The organism is Komagataeibacter europaeus (assembly GCF_002173515.1).
Lineage (GTDB): Bacteria > Pseudomonadota > Alphaproteobacteria > Acetobacterales > Acetobacteraceae > Komagataeibacter > Komagataeibacter europaeus.
The window spans coordinates 1-13,991 of the sequence record NZ_CP021468.1; the positions used below are offsets into that span (position 1 = coordinate 1).

At 58.9% G+C, this 13,991-nt stretch carries 8 protein-coding genes and 5 pseudogenes; 5 read left to right on the forward strand and 8 right to left on the reverse strand.

The window, feature by feature from the left end; translation table 11 throughout:
• A pseudogene (locus S101446_RS15850) lies at window positions 1-406 on the reverse strand (type II restriction endonuclease); the annotation flags it as partial.
• Between the two features lie 474 nt (window positions 407-880).
• Between S101446_RS15850 and S101446_RS15855 the strand changes: the two are divergent.
• Both S101446_RS15855 and S101446_RS15860 read left to right on the forward strand, forming a co-directional pair.
• Window positions 881-3,154, forward strand: a pseudogene (locus tag S101446_RS15855) (copper-transporting P-type ATPase); the annotation flags it as partial.
• A 138-nt stretch (window positions 3,155-3,292) separates the two neighbouring features.
• Window positions 3,293-4,550 (forward strand): annotated as a pseudogene (locus tag S101446_RS15860) (cation:proton antiporter).
• 40 nt (window positions 4,551-4,590) lie between these two features.
• Here the strand turns inward: S101446_RS15860 and S101446_RS15865 are convergent.
• The 3 genes and pseudogenes from S101446_RS15865 to S101446_RS18790 form a co-directional block, all read right to left on the reverse strand.
• The gene (locus S101446_RS15865; protein ID WP_087609056.1) at window positions 4,591-5,961 is read right to left on the reverse strand and encodes a ClC family H(+)/Cl(-) exchange transporter; all 1,371 of its coding nucleotides are present in this window, start codon (window positions 5,959-5,961) and stop codon (window positions 4,591-4,593) included.
• 19 nt (window positions 5,962-5,980) lie between these two features.
• A complete protein-coding gene (locus tag S101446_RS15870) occupies window positions 5,981-7,264 on the reverse strand; it encodes a chloride channel protein (protein ID WP_019092385.1) in 1,284 nt (427 codons plus the stop codon).
• Window positions 7,265-7,653: 389 nt separating this feature from the next.
• Window positions 7,654-7,761, reverse strand: a pseudogene (locus tag S101446_RS18790) (integrase core domain-containing protein); the annotation flags it as partial.
• Window positions 7,762-7,929: 168 nt separating this feature from the next.
• Here S101446_RS18790 and S101446_RS15885 point away from each other — a divergent pair.
• Window positions 7,930-9,116, forward strand: a protein-coding gene (locus S101446_RS15885) for an IS3 family transposase (protein WP_118963845.1) whose coding sequence is annotated in 2 segments (ribosomal slippage) — window positions 7,930-8,188 and window positions 8,188-9,116 — 1,188 coding nt in all. Because the reading frame shifts where the segments join, the coding sequence is not laid out codon by codon here.
• 79 nt (window positions 9,117-9,195) lie between these two features.
• Window positions 9,196-9,531 (forward strand): type II toxin-antitoxin system death-on-curing family toxin, encoded by a 336-nt coding sequence (locus S101446_RS15890; protein WP_244184667.1) that lies wholly within the window; start codon window positions 9,196-9,198, stop codon window positions 9,529-9,531.
• Between the two features lie 143 nt (window positions 9,532-9,674).
• Here the strand turns inward: S101446_RS15890 and S101446_RS18795 are convergent, their stop codons facing one another.
• The 4 genes and pseudogenes from S101446_RS18795 to hmpA form a co-directional block, all read right to left on the reverse strand.
• Complete coding sequence (locus S101446_RS18795; protein WP_408884649.1) at window positions 9,675-9,812, reverse strand: transposase; 138 nt, start codon at window positions 9,810-9,812, stop codon at window positions 9,675-9,677.
• Window positions 9,806-9,952: pseudogene (locus S101446_RS15895) on the reverse strand (transposase); the annotation flags it as partial. The gene S101446_RS18795 and the pseudogene S101446_RS15895, both read right to left, overlap by 7 nt.
• A 532-nt stretch (window positions 9,953-10,484) precedes the next feature.
• The gene (locus S101446_RS15900; protein WP_087608910.1) at window positions 10,485-10,853 is read right to left on the reverse strand and encodes a DUF488 domain-containing protein; all 369 of its coding nucleotides are present in this window, start codon (window positions 10,851-10,853) and stop codon (window positions 10,485-10,487) included.
• 2 nt (window positions 10,854-10,855) lie between these two features.
• Complete coding sequence (hmpA, locus tag S101446_RS15905) at window positions 10,856-12,064, reverse strand: NO-inducible flavohemoprotein (RefSeq protein ID WP_087608911.1); 1,209 nt, start codon at window positions 12,062-12,064, stop codon at window positions 10,856-10,858.
• 691 nt (window positions 12,065-12,755) lie between these two features.
• Here hmpA and S101446_RS15915 point away from each other — a divergent pair.
• The gene (locus tag S101446_RS15915) at window positions 12,756-13,976 is read left to right on the forward strand and encodes a nitrate/nitrite transporter (RefSeq protein WP_087609057.1); all 1,221 of its coding nucleotides are present in this window, start codon (window positions 12,756-12,758) and stop codon (window positions 13,974-13,976) included.
• The last annotated feature ends 15 nt before the right edge of the window (window positions 13,977-13,991 follow it).

The following is a 13,991-nucleotide window of genomic DNA, read 5'->3' on the forward strand; positions in this document are numbered from 1 at the left end:
GGTCCCAGTCCCTTTATCTTGCGAGCATCAATCGCATGAATGGCCGAAACCACGTGCTCTTCAGTATTGCAGCACAGACAGGTATCGAGAAGCTGACCGAACGCTTTCTGGTTGACGGGATTCTCGTAGATATCTGGAATTCGTAGCTTCGGCTTCCAAAGGAACGCATGATCTGCCCCCTTGAAAATCTGACGCTGCTCCGCAATCGAATGAACAACTGTTTCCAGTGAGGAGCCACGATAGGCGACCCCGAACGTACCAGCGGCAATCCGGTGACAACCTGCTGCAGCCCCCTGCGGATGGAGCGAAAGTTCTTGATACGCTCGTCCCATAAAAACCAGCTCTGATAGGTTGCTGCCGGATCGTCCCGCCAGCGAAGAATGAGGTCTCGAATAAGGTCGGTCATCAGTCCAGAAGCTAAGATTACGTTCATTCCAGACACTGATTGTAACAGCGACGTAGGTCAATGCCTGCTGACGATCATGTATCGCTGAATGTATGCTCTTTTGGGGGATCACCGGTATGCGGGCAACTGTCTCGACAAAGTGGTCGTTTCATTGTCTGTGCTGTGACATGGTTCAATGCCTGTTCCATCGCAGTCTGAAATTCAGCCGCTTCCATCGGGGCAACACGCATGACGGATACCAGACAGGATGATCGGCAGATGATGGTGCCCAGGACGTACATGATCCGGTCTGTGGCATGAGTGTGAATACTGTGACAGCAAAATTTCACACGCTGCATGAATGGACACGATTATTATTTTTGTAGTGAACACTGCCAGCGGAAATTCGGGGCAGACCCCGCAGCTTTCGTGGCGGACGAGGCGTCCATTACCCATGACCAGTCCCTGGCAGGCCAGACGGCGTGGACCTGTCCGATGCACCCGGAAATCAGGGAAACGCATCCGGGAAAATGCCCTAAGTGCGGCATGGCGCTGGAACCTGCAGAGAAAACTGGTAATGCTCCGGCGATGCCAGCAATGGAACATGGTCAGAAATCGGGCAGCAATACCGGCCATGACCATCATACGTCCACGAACGAAATGCCCTCTCTTGCCGGAAACCACACAATCTGGACCTGTCCCATGCATCCGCAGATCCGGCAGGATCACTCCGGAGACTGCCCGCTCTGTGGCATGGCGCTGGAGCCGGAGGATCCGACCGGGCACAATGAGGAAAATCCCGAACTCAGGGATTTTACGCGCCGCCTGATCGTGGCCGGGGTGCTTGCCATTCCGCTCATGCTCATCGCCATGGGAGGCGATGTCGGTCTGCATCTTGTGCCGCCTGTGCTGTCGCCATGGGTGCAACTCGCGCTCACGCTGCCTGCCGTCTGCTGGGCCGGGTTACCGTTCTTTCAGCGCGGTCTCGCCTCACTACGCACCGGCCATTTCAACAGTTCACCCTGATCATGTTCGGCGTGGGTGCGGCCTTTGGCTACAGCCTCGTGGCAACGATCTTCCCGACGCCTTCCCCGCGACCTTCCGGATGCCTGACGGCAGCCTTCCGGTCTATTATGAGGCGCGGGCGTGGTGGTGGCACTCGTGCTGGTTGGGCAGGTCCTGGAACTGCGCGCTCGCGCCGCAACCGGCAACGCGATCCGCCGCTATTGGATTCACGCGAAACAGGCGCATCGCATTGGCGCTGACGGGCAGGAAAACGATGTTGCGGTCGAAGATATCGCGACAGGCGACCGTCTCCGCGTTCGGCCGGTGAATCTGTCCTGTTGATGGCATGGTGCTGAACGGCGCGTCCAGTGTGGATGAAGCGATGATCACCGGCGAGCCTGCGCCCGTGGTGAAGAAACCGGGCGATGCGGTGACGGGTGGCACCATTAACGGCACTGGCAGCCTGGAAATCGAGGCACGGGCGGTCGGCAGCGACACCATGCTTGCCCGCATCGTGGCAATGGTTGCCACAGCACAGCATAGTCGTGCGCCGATCCAGAGCATCGCCGACCGCGTGTCGGACTGGTTCGTCCCGCTGGTGTTGGGTATATCCCTCGTGACTTTCGTCGTGTGGTATTTTGTCGGTCCCGCGCCGCGCTTCGGCCATGCCCTGCTCAATGCCATATCCGTTTTGATCATCGCCTTCCCTGCGCGTTGGGACTGGCCACGCGATGTCCATCATGGTTGGCACCGGGCGCGGCGCGCGTGAGGGCGTTCTGGTGCGCAATGCCGAGGCCCTGCAGGCACTGGACAAGGTGGACACCCTGGTGGTGGACAAGACCGGCACGCTCACGGAAGGACATCCCCGGTTGATCGCCCTCGACGTTGCGCCAGCGTGGCAGGAGGACGATGTGCTGCGCCTGGCGGCCTCAATCGAAGCGCAGTCCCAGCATCCGCTGGCCCAGGCAGTGGTCCGGGCACTGAAGGAGCGCCATGGCACGCTGGGGCAGATCAGCGATTTCGGCTCACAGCCCGGCCTCGGCGTCAGCGGCACAGCAGATGGCCGTCAGGTGGTGATTGGCAATGCCGAAAGGCTCAAGCAGGCCGGGGCAGATCCGCTCCGCTGGAGGCAGATGCAACGCGATATCGTCAGTCCGGCGCGGGGGTCATGTTTGTTGCGATAGACGGGAAAGCAGCGGGGACGATTGCCGTGGCCGATCCGCTGCGGGAAGACACGAAAGCTGCGTTAGCGGCGCTGCATGATGACGGGATGCGCATCGTCATGCTGACTGGCGATAACGAGACGACTGCAAGAGCTGTGGCACAGGCTGCCGGGAACATTGCAGAGGTACACGCCGGGCTGAAGCCCCAGGACAAGGCCGATATCATCAGACAGTTGGAGAGTGTCGGCCGCCATGTGGCGATGACGGGAGACGGCGTGAACGACGCGCCGGCCCTCGCGGCGGCTTCCGTAGGTATCGCCATGGGAACAGGAACTGACGTCGCCATCGAGAGCGCAGGCATCACACTGGCCATGGCAGCCTGGGTGCGCTGGTCCGCGCCCGAAAACTGGCGCACGCGATCATGCGCAATATCCGGCAGAACCTTGCCTTCTCGTTTCTGTTCAACGGGATCGGCATTCCGGTTGCGGCAGGCGTCCTCTACCCGGTATTCGGACTGTTGCTATCGCCGATGATCGCAGGTGCCGCCATGGCGCTGTCTTCCGTCACCGTCGTTACCAATGCGCTCAGGCTAGGGCGGATCAGTGATGGCGGGCATTCCGCTCGGGATGCCAGAACCGGTAACCTTTGTGAATATCCGTCCTTCTGGCAGATCCCGGTCTATAAAAGAGAGCACCGGTTTTTCTTGACGCGAAACGCCAGAAAGGCCAGCGATCATACCATGGATACCATCAGCCTGATCGCCCTGCTTCTCATGCTTGCCGCTGCCTTTAGCATTCTCAATCACCACACGCTTCGCGTTCCCGTGACGATCGGCGTTCTGATCTTCTCGTTGCTGACTTCCCTGCTGGTCATGGTTCTGAACCTGCTGATCCCGGCCTATGATCTTCAGGCCCTGCCGCGGTCTGTGCTGGGGGTCATCAACCTACCCGCGGCGCTTCTGAATGGTGCGCTGTCACTTCTTCTCTTTGCCGGAGCCATGCAGGTTGATGTCGGACACCTGCGTGCGAAACTGATGTCCGTGACAGCCCTGTCCATTCTCGGGACTGTTCTGGCCGTGGCCTTTCTGGCGGGCGCGGCCTGGAGTGTTTTTCCGCTGTTGGGCCACGCTGTTCCCTTACATGGTGCATCGTGCTCGGCGCCATTCTCGCACCTACTGATCCGGTTTCGGTCGTGGGATGTTAAAGCGTCTGGGGCTGCCGGGGCCGCTTCAGGCCATTTTCGCGGGCGAGAGCCTGTTCAATGACGGCGTCGGGGTCGTCATTTTCGGTGTGACGATCGGACTGGCGACCGGAGACAGTCAGGGCGTAGCCGCCTCCGGGATTGCCCTCAGCTTCTGCCGCGAGGCGCTTGGTGGCGGCCTGCTGGGCGCACTGACGGGGTGGATTGCGCTTCGTGTGCTCAAGGGGCAGCGGGATCCGCATATCGATCTGCTGACGTCACTGGCCCTGGCGACCGGAACCTTCAGCATTGCCAACCACCTTGGCATGTCAGGCGCGATTGCTGTCGTCGTGGCCGGATTGTGTTTCGGAACAAGCTATAGCCATTCCGTTTTCGATGAAGCGTCCCGTAAGGAACTCGATATCGCCTGGACCCTGATTGACGAAGTGCTGAATGTCCTGCTGTTCATGCTTATCGGCTTTGAAATACTGGAGATCACGCCGCATCTGTTTACGGTGCTGGCAACGCTTGCCGTGATCCCGCTGTCCATTGCCGTGCGGGCATTGAGCGTGCTGTTTTCCACCCTCCCGGTTCATCTCCGGCAATGGGAGCGTGGCCGTGTTCTGGGTATCCTGACCTGGGGCGGCCTGCGTGGCGGCATCTCGGTTTCGCTGGCGCTTGGACTGCCACCCGGTGAATTGCGCAATCTGCTGCTGCCTGTCTGTTACGGCGTGGTAGTGTTCACCATTATCGTGCAGGGATTGACCATGGAACGGGTCGCCCGCAGGCTCTATCCGTCATCCGCATCCCCGGTCTGAATGATTCCTTATGAAACAGGTATTCCAAAAGGTGATAATTTCAGCGTCTTCCGGTTGCTGCCCTGAGCCTCAGCGCCTCGTAGATCGGTGTATCGCCGAGCGCTCCTGCCACTACCATTGCCGCGAAGCTTCCAGACAGAAGCGGCAATACAAGATCGGACGATCGGGTCATTTCCATGACGAGGATAATGCCCGTCAAGGGCGATCGAACGGATCCCGCAAACATGGAGGCCATGCCGACAATCACAAATGGCGTGGTCGCCAGCGCTGTATCCGGGCTCAGTATCTGCGCCACAAAGCTGCAGGCCAATCCGGACAGTGCCCCCAGGGCAAGCATGGGTGCAAATAGTCCTCCTGGTGTTGCGGCAGCATAGGAAATCGCACCGAAGATCAACCGGAAAACGAACAGGGCAGGGATAATACACCAGCTTATCGTATTATTTATCGCTGCCTGGGTAATCCAGTCCCCTCCACCTGCCAGATGGGGATCAAGCCACACAACAAGTCCAGCCAGACCACCAATCAGAACGGCCCTGACGGGTATGCTGACAGGCAGACGGTCGGCAAGGCGCAGTGCTGAAAGAATTGTCCGGTTATATCCAACCGCCAGCAGACCGGTCATGAGACCGGTCATGACAAAGAATAGCTGCTTCGCGATCGCTTCAGGCGGGACCTGATGGAACACGATGAAATCAGGCTGGCCGCCCAGGATGCCACGACTGATCAGAATGGCTGAAATGGACGCCCCGAGTGCCGCACACACCATTCTGGCTTCAAACCGTCCCACCAGTTCTTCCAGGACAAAAACGGCACCTGCAGCCGGCGCATTGAAGGCCGTTGCAAGACCGGCTCCTGCGCCAGCGGCGAGGAGAGCGCGACAGTCCGCCTGCCGCAGAGAGAGCAGTCGTCCGATCGTATTGGCTGTCGCGGCACCCATCTGCACGCTTGGCCCTTCGCGTCCTAGGGCCAGTCCACCTCCAATCGCCAGCAGACCACCAATGAACTTGACCGGGATGAGCACCCATGGCGCTGGGACCGCGACGCCCGACAGCACGGCCTCGACATGGGGAATACCGCTGCCTGATGCCAGCGGCGCAAAACGGCGCACCATTTCCACTGCGACAAGGGCCGCCAGGGCAACCCCCACGACCAGAAAGCAACCCTCCCACGGAGAACCATGCAGAAACCGGAGAGCCAGATCCGTTCGCGCGGTTTCCAGCCCTTTAAGAAACAGGCGGAAGACCCCACAGATTGCACCGGTCGCAAGTCCGATCAGGATTGACGCTGACGCCAGGAAAACCAGACTGCAGGAACTCCCGGTCTGTTCCGGTTGTGGTTTCCGGTTCGGCACCTGCTGCAGCATCGTGTCTTCTTTCGTTGACTGACGGTTCTCTGGCTCGGAATACTGCATCAGCAACCCGGGTCCCGGTTCAGGAGGGATCAGTTTCCTGCCTTGAAAGTGTTTTTTCCTGACCTGCCTTCCGTTCCGTCTTCTCCATGAACCCCGCGGCGAGGGCGGAATAAAGCGGATGCGGGCAGACCGTGCGCGAGACCCCGAACGCCAGAAACGCAGTCGCGAGAAGCGCCAGCGTGACCTGCTGGTTATCGCATACTTCCATTACGATAATCGTCGCCGTGAGGGGGGACTGGGCAACGCCACAGAAATATGCCGCCATCCCAAGCAGAACGACCGCGCCTGGAGATGTATGGGGCAGGAACTGCTCGATCCATCCGCCCATTCCGGCGCCAATGGCAAGAGATGGTGCAAACATGCCCCCGGGTATCCCCGAACAGAAGGTGATGAGCATGGAAAGGTACTTCAGGAGAAAGAAGGACGCGGGATAATGGAGGCTGCCATCCACGATCCCCCGCGCCTGGAGATAGCCCGTACCATAGGTTGCACCATCGGATGCCAGTCCGATCAGGGCCAGAAGCAGACCGCATAGAGCAGCAAACCCGAGAGGGAAACGTGCTGCAAACGGACGAAGTGATCCAGGCAATCCTTTTGACAGCCTGATGACAAGGCGGGCAAAAAGGCCACCTGCCAGCCCACCGCTTACACCACACACCAGAACGGCCAACCATGCGACACCAACCGGGATGGAGGCACTGGTGCGACCGAAATAGGTATAATTCCCCAGCAGGGCAATCGCGGTGATCCCGGAAAAGATGATGACGGTCAGTGTCCGTCCTGACGATTTCTGTTCAAAGGAATGGGCGAGTTCCTCAATGGCGAATACAACTCCGGCCAGGGGCGTGTTGAAGGCCGCAGCCATGCCGGCGGCTCCGCCCGCCAGGATCATACCGTGTCGGGTGACGTCATTATGCTGACCCATGGCCCGCGAGAACGCATGCATGATGGACGCCCCGATCTGGACGCTGGGTCCTTCACGACCGATTGAGGCGCCGCAGATCAGACCGAGGCATGTCATCAGGATCTTGCCGAGCGCAATGCGCAATGTCAGGATTCGGTCCACCAGCATGAAATTATGCATATGCAATGTTGCAATTGTCTGGGGGATACCCGAGCCTTGGGCACCATTGAACAGCACGCGCGTCAACCAGGTAATGGCGACCAGTCCAAGCGGTGCAATCAGAAGCATGGACCAGGCATTCAGGGCGACGATGTGGTAACGCAGATCGGCCGCCGCATCCCCCAGATGGGCAAAGATCACGGAAATAATCCCGATCAGCACAGCCCCCGAGCAATACATGAGTGTTCTTTGCCATTTCAGGGTCCTGACACGCGCCAGACGACGAAGCCGACGGGCTCGTCTGGCGCGATTTCGGCCCGGAACGGACTGGCAGTCAGCCTGATCTGCACCATGGTATGACAATGTCGGCAAAATGGTCACGGCAGAGAAGGTCCAGACTGTGAGACAGGAACGGGGCATATACCATTTTTTCTTACGCCCCTGCTCAGAACCCATACCGGGAAGCTACAGGAGATTCATCCTCAAAATCTACGGGACTGCTACGTAGATCATTCATACATCTGGTGAGTTCCGTCTGGTTTCATTATCCAGATTATCATGCCGTTCTGCCATGCCCTTGAGACCCTTGTCTGGCGACCGGGTCCGGTGTTTGCCATCCAGTTGGGGATGTGGGGGCGCACCGTATTGTAGTCTGCCCGCCAGTCAGCCAGAATCTGGCGGGCATGCATCAGGGACGTGAGCAACGTTTCGTTGAGACATTCATCCCTGAACCGGCCATATCTTACTTCTAACCTTCGATGAGCCCGGATTTCTTCTGTGGTTGCCGTCCGTTATGCAAGAGTTTTCTGACCCATATTGACGTGTGATCGTGTGCGGTCAGAGGTGGTCCCCATTTTTCGGACAGGGCGATAAGCTATCATCTGGCCTGAACGAGGACGGGTTTTATGGGCAAGGTTACGCGGAAGAGGTATGCGGCAGAGTTCAAGTCACGGGTTGCGCTGGAGGCGATCCGTGGGGAACTGACGCTGGCGGAACTGGCTTCGAAACATGGGGTACATCAGACGATGATCGCCCAGTGGAAACGGCAGGCGATCGAGGGGATGGCGGCGACCTTTTCCGGGAAGACGGTGGCTGAGCCCCCGGTCAGCCCAGCTGACGTGGAGAAACTGCACGCGAAGATAGGCGAACTTCTCGTGGAACGGGATTTTTTACGCGATGCCTCTGCTCGGTTGGGCGTGATCAGAGGCGGCAGATGATTGACCCGAAGAGAGCATGCCTGCCGATAATCCGGCAATGCACGCTGCTGCAACTCAACCGGTCGGGCGTCTACTATCGGCCTGTGCCACAGAGCGAAGCCAATCTGGAGCTGATGCGGCTGATCGACGCCCAGTTCCTGGAAACGCCGTATTATGGCTCACGGCAGATGACATGGCATCTGCGCCGCCAGGGACATGAAGTGGGCCGCAAGCGGGTCCGGCGGCTCATGGCGATCATGGGCCTGCGGGCGATCTACCAGAAGCCGCGCACGACCGTGCCCCATCCGGAGCATCGGAAATATCCATATCTGCTACGGGATCTGGTCATCAATCGGCCTGACCAGGTCTGGTGTTCCGATATCACATATATTCCCATGAAACGGGGATTTCTCTATCTCGTGGCGATCATGGACTGGTTCACGCGCAAGGTCCTGTCCTGGCGTCTGTCGAACACGATGGACGTGGAGTTCTGTATCGAGGCGCTACAGGATGCCCTCATGCGCTATGGCGCCCCGGACATTTTCAATACTGACCAGGGGTCGCAATTTACGACACCCCGTTTCAGCGGGATACTGGAAGAGCGTCAGATCCGCATCAGCATGGATGGGCGCGGTCGCTGGCTGGACAACGTGTTCATCGAGCGTCTGTGGCGGTCGCTGAAATACGAATGCGTCTACCTGTACGCGTTCGAGACCGGATCAGAGCTGAGGGCCGGGCTTGGCAGATGGATCGCCCATTATAACGAAAGGCGTCCGCATACGGCGCTGGCTGGACGAACGCCCGATGAGGCGTATCATGACGTGCCGACGCCATCTGGTCCGGGGTTAACCCCGGACCAGATGGCCAACAGCAACGCCGTCAGAAGGGCGGCATAACAACAACCGGGTATAGCTTATCAAGCCCGCAAAACTGTCCGAACGGACGGGACCACCTCAGTTTCTGCATGATTGCGCCTTGCGCGAATATGGCGGCGCGCAGGGAATCAAAAGTGTGGATTTGCTGCATAGCGCGCTAGACCGACCGTTGAACCGTTATCACTACGCGGATCCGGTCCCTGTCGATCTGTTTGACATCGCCGCCGCCTATGCCTTCGGCATTGCGGGCAACCACCCGTTCAATGACGCCAACAAACGGACTGGCTGGGCCTGCTGTGTGTTGTTTCTCAAAGTGAACGGCCAGAACGTCGCCATCACCGCTCCGGACGTGGTGGAGTGCATGGTCGCTCTGGTCGAAAGAAAAATCGATGAGACAGAATTCGCCATTTGGCTGCGGAAGCATCAACTTCCATAAGATTATTGCTGACATTTGATGTCCGCTTCCGCTGTTATCTCGGGATCCGGGCAGTTGGGACGACGTCCCGAAAGCCGACATTGTCAGGCGAACCGCGATAGTCCGAGGTTGGGACATTCCTGTCGATTAGGACGTGTGGTCAGTTAATTCCGATGATGGCGGAGACGAGTTGCACTGCTTCTGAACTGCTTCAGTCTGGCGAAGAACCGTTCAATGATGTTTCTGTTTTTGTAAAACTGAACGTTGACTTTTCGTGGATAGCGTCGGTTTCTCTTTCGCACCAGCGGCGCAGACGTCTGTGCACATTCTTCCAATCCCCGAACCGCGCTGGCAGGTCACGCCACGAAATGCCAGCGCGGTAGCGATACAGCACGGCTTCCACAAACAGCCGGTTATCCGCAGCCGTTTCACCGACATGACCTTCATGATGGTTCCCAATCCGGTTAAGTCCTCAGATCAGCCACTCACCTGGCAACGACGTATCCGCCACCAGTGTCAGACATTCGCGCGTGTAATTGCCCATTACCGTCAGCACCCGGAAGCACCATCTGTTGTTCAATACGTCCGAGACGGAAGCCAAGCTCCGACGCTCGCGTAGCTTGTCGGGCAGTATCACCGGCGAGTGCGTACCCAGCGCTTATTTCCGGCCGCCATGCTTGCAGACCGACATTCCTTCCCGACTGGACAGGATATGCAGGTACCGATAGCCAATAGACGTCTTTCCACAGCTAATACGCGAAGTCGACCGCGCACCGCTGCAAGTAATCCTTCTCCTGGATCGTCCAGGCCACAGCGTCCTATCGTAAATCGGGCGTTACAAGTTTTTTTGTCAGCAGTTCCTTCAGAATTTTGATGATCTGCCCAGGTGCGCTCAAGGCTTTGGTTCCTCTGCCATCATGTGATGCCATGATATATGCCTTCTGCCGTGCTGACACAGGAAATGGTGGGATCATTCAGGCCGCGTGATCCAGCAGGCGACGCAGGTAGGCGGCCAGCACAACTGCCTCGTTATGCTGCTTGTCACGCGCGCCATACAATAGGGTAAGCGGACCGGCGCGTGCCATGTCCAGCAATTGCTGAACCGGCAGGGGATTGGCCAGAAGTTCCGCGCTGTAGCGTTGCTGAAACCCGTTCCACCGGGCCGGGTCATGGCCGAACCATTGTCGCAGGTCAGTGCTGGGGGCAATGTCCTTCAGCCATAGGGTCAGGTCGGCGCGCTGCCTGCTGACCCCGCGGGGCCACAGCCTGTCTACCAGCACACGACTGCCATCATCGGGTGCAGGCGGGTCATAAACCCGCCTGACATGGATGGTGTGTGCCATGCTTACCCGACCAGTACCGCATCCGCCGCGGAACCGAAGAATTCGAAACGGATCTGGCTTTCGGGCACGCCACCCGCCTTCAGCGTGGCGATGGCATCACGCATGAAGCTGTCGGGACCGCAGATATAATAGCTCGCGGACCGGTCGATTTCGTGCGTAAGCCATGCTGGTGTCATGCGGCCTGCGTGGGTGGTGACGCCTGTGGCGTCCTGTGCTGCCTGCGGTGTAGCGCGGCTGTAGAACAGATCGGCGTGCAGCATGTCCTTTGCTGCAAGGTCACGGATATAGGGGCCAAAGGCTTCCGTTGCGGGCGTGCGGGTGGTGTGGATGTAACGCACGCCTCTGGCCGCGTCCGTATCCAGCGCGCCCAGCATGGAAATGAAGGGCGTCAGGCCAGACCCTGCGCTGAGAAATACGATGGGTGCGGGGGCCGGGTTGCCCAGCGTGAAATCACCCGCTGGCGCGGATACCTGCAGTACCGTGCCTTCATGCACGCTGTCATGCAGCCAGTCGGATACCACGCCATTATCGATGCGGCGGACGCTGATGCGGTAGGACCGGGAACCGGGTGCGGAGGAAATGCTGTAATTTCGCCGTTCCGACCCGTATCCCGGCACATCTAGGCGGAAGCTGAGATACTGTCCCGGCACATGGCGCATGATGGGTTTGCCATCGACGGGTACCAGTTCGAAAGAGGTAACGGTCTCGCTTTCCACCGTGCGGCGACTGACATGGAAGGGACGCCAGCCAACCCAGCCACCGGGGGCCGCGGCATGGGCCACGTAAATCTGTTCTTCCCGCCCGATCAGGATTTCGGCCAGGAACCAGTAGGCCTTGCCCCATGCATCCATGATCTCGGGGGTTGCCGCATCCCCCAGAACATGGGCGATGGCGCCCAGCAGGGCATCGGCAACATAAGGATAGTGCTCGGGCAGGATGTTCAGCCCGACATGCTTTTCCGCAATGCGTTCGACCGCACCGGCCATGGCACCAAGGTTGTCGATATTGCGGGCATAGGCCAGCACTGCAAGCGCCAGCGCCTTTGGCTGCTCTCCATCCTTCTGGTGCGAAATGTTGAACAGGTCACGAATGTCCGGATTGGCCAGCAGGCGGCGATACATTTCCGTCGTTATCGCCAGACCATGTGCTTCCAGCGCGGGCACGCAGGCCTTGATGATGCTGCGGGTCTTGTCATCCAGAGGTGACGCCATTTTTTCCGATCTTTCTTAAAGATATATATTTAGGAAATCTTTCTGGATGTCTTTAAAGATGTCAATATTTTATACCCTTATGGCCACGCATACCTTTTATGCATGGGTCGTTTTGTTGGGTGGTCCGAAAACATCTGCATAATCTCGTACGCGGTGCTCCAGTGCCCAGCGTATCGGGAACATGCTCCATCCGTTTCCCACTCAGCAGCATGAAGCCTGCTTACAGGTTGATGGCCTGATGCCGTCCGCATAACCTGCGTGGTGGCGTGGGTGTTCGATCAGATACTTGAGCGGTGGCGAAGCGCTCCCGGAATGCACGCTCTAACGATCGGGCGATCGTGCAAGTGGTATCTACGCAAAAACCGTCTCGCTGGTCACGGCGATCCCCTGCCACGATCTTTTTATGCAATGTCTCGAAATTGCGCGGTTCGGCAGGTATATTTTCTGGGACGGCGGCTTTGGCTCATATGATTCTGCCATGACAACATGAGAAAAATGTTTTGACATCGCATTGTTCCGCGTGCAATTAAATACCAGACAGGTTTCCTGAAAGACGCGTTCATCAATGGCGGTGAACGACGTGAAAATGGCACAAACGATCACGACGACACCCGGACGGCCAACGATGGTCTCCGTGCCTGAATAAAGGCGTCTCCGTCACACCTGATGGATGGGGACTGGATGCGATGACGTGGACACAGGATTCCTCAAAGCCGGAAACCCGCGTACCCTTCTTGCGGCGTTCCTGTATTTCGATGTCTCGTTCATGGTGTGGGTCCTGCTTGGCCCGCTGGGCATTTCGATTGCTCACGACCTGCATCTGAATGCCGGTCAGAAGGGCCTGCTGGTCGCGACCCCGGTTCTGGCAGGTGCGCTTTTGCGTGTACTCGCCGGCGCGCTGGTCGATCATTTCGGGCCGCGACGGGTCGCGATTGGCGCCCAGATTCTTGTCATCGCCGGGCTGTTCCTGACATGGCTGATCGCGCCACACAGCTATGGCGCACTGTTCGGGGTTGCACTTGTGCTGGGCGTCGCCGGGGCGTCGTTCGCGATTGCGCTGCCGCTGGCCTCCGCATGGTATCCGCCACAATATCAGGGCACGGCGCTGGGAATTGCCGGGGCCGGCAATTCCGGCACGGCGCTTGCCTCGCTGTTTGCACCTGGCCTGGCCGTGCTTTATGGCTGGGTCAATGTGCTGGGACTGGCAACGCTGCCGCTGACCGCCGTGCTGGTCGCCTTTGTATTGCTGGCCAGTGAACCGCCGCAGCGCCGCTCCAGTGGCGGCCTGGTAACGTGGCTGCCCGTCCTGCGCAGCGGCGACTGCTGGCTGCTGATGTTCTTTTATGGCGTGACATTCGGCGGTTTTGTGGGGCTTGCCTCGTTCCTGACCATCTATTTCAATGACCAGTATGGTCTGCCGCCCGCCATGGCCGGAAGCTGCACGGCGCTGGTCGTGTTTGTCGGGTCTTTCGTGCGTCCGCTGGGGGGTGCCTTGGCCGACCGGATCGGGGGCGAGCGTGCCCTGAGCATCCTGTTCGCGCTTGCGGTCGCCATCTTTGCCGTGATCGGCTTTGGCCTGCCCACGATCTGGCTGGCTTTCCCGGCCTTTTTCCTGGGCATGCTCGTGCTGGGTCTGGGCAATGGCGCGGTGTTTCAACTGGTGCCCATGCGTTTTCCCAGCCGGGTTGGTATCCTGACCGGGCTGGTGGGCATGAGCGGCGGGGTAGGCGGGTTCTATCTGGCGTCATCGCTGGGGGCCGCGCGTCAGGCCACGGGTTCTTACGGTCCCGGCTTCCTGGGCTTTGCCGGGGTTGCGCTGGTGGCGTTTGCCTGTGTTGGCGTGTGCCGCCGCCGCTGGGCGGCTGAACGCCCCCGGATGTCGGCTGAAGCCGATGCGGCCGCCTCTTCATAAAATCAGATCAGGAAC

Coding starts and splice junctions, on each gene's coding strand:
- hmpA (WP_087608911.1), bottom strand. CDS start 12,064: ATGGCGTCACCTCTGGATGACAAGACCCGCAGCATCATCAAGGCCTGC.
- S101446_RS15900 (WP_087608910.1), bottom strand. CDS start 10,853: ATGGCACACACCATCCATGTCAGGCGGGTTTATGACCCGCCTGCACCC.
- S101446_RS15870 (WP_019092385.1), bottom strand. CDS start 7,264: ATGTATTGCTCGGGGGCTGTGCTGATCGGGATTATTTCCGTGATCTTT.
- S101446_RS15865 (WP_087609056.1), bottom strand. CDS start 5,961: ATGCAGTATTCCGAGCCAGAGAACCGTCAGTCAACGAAAGAAGACACG.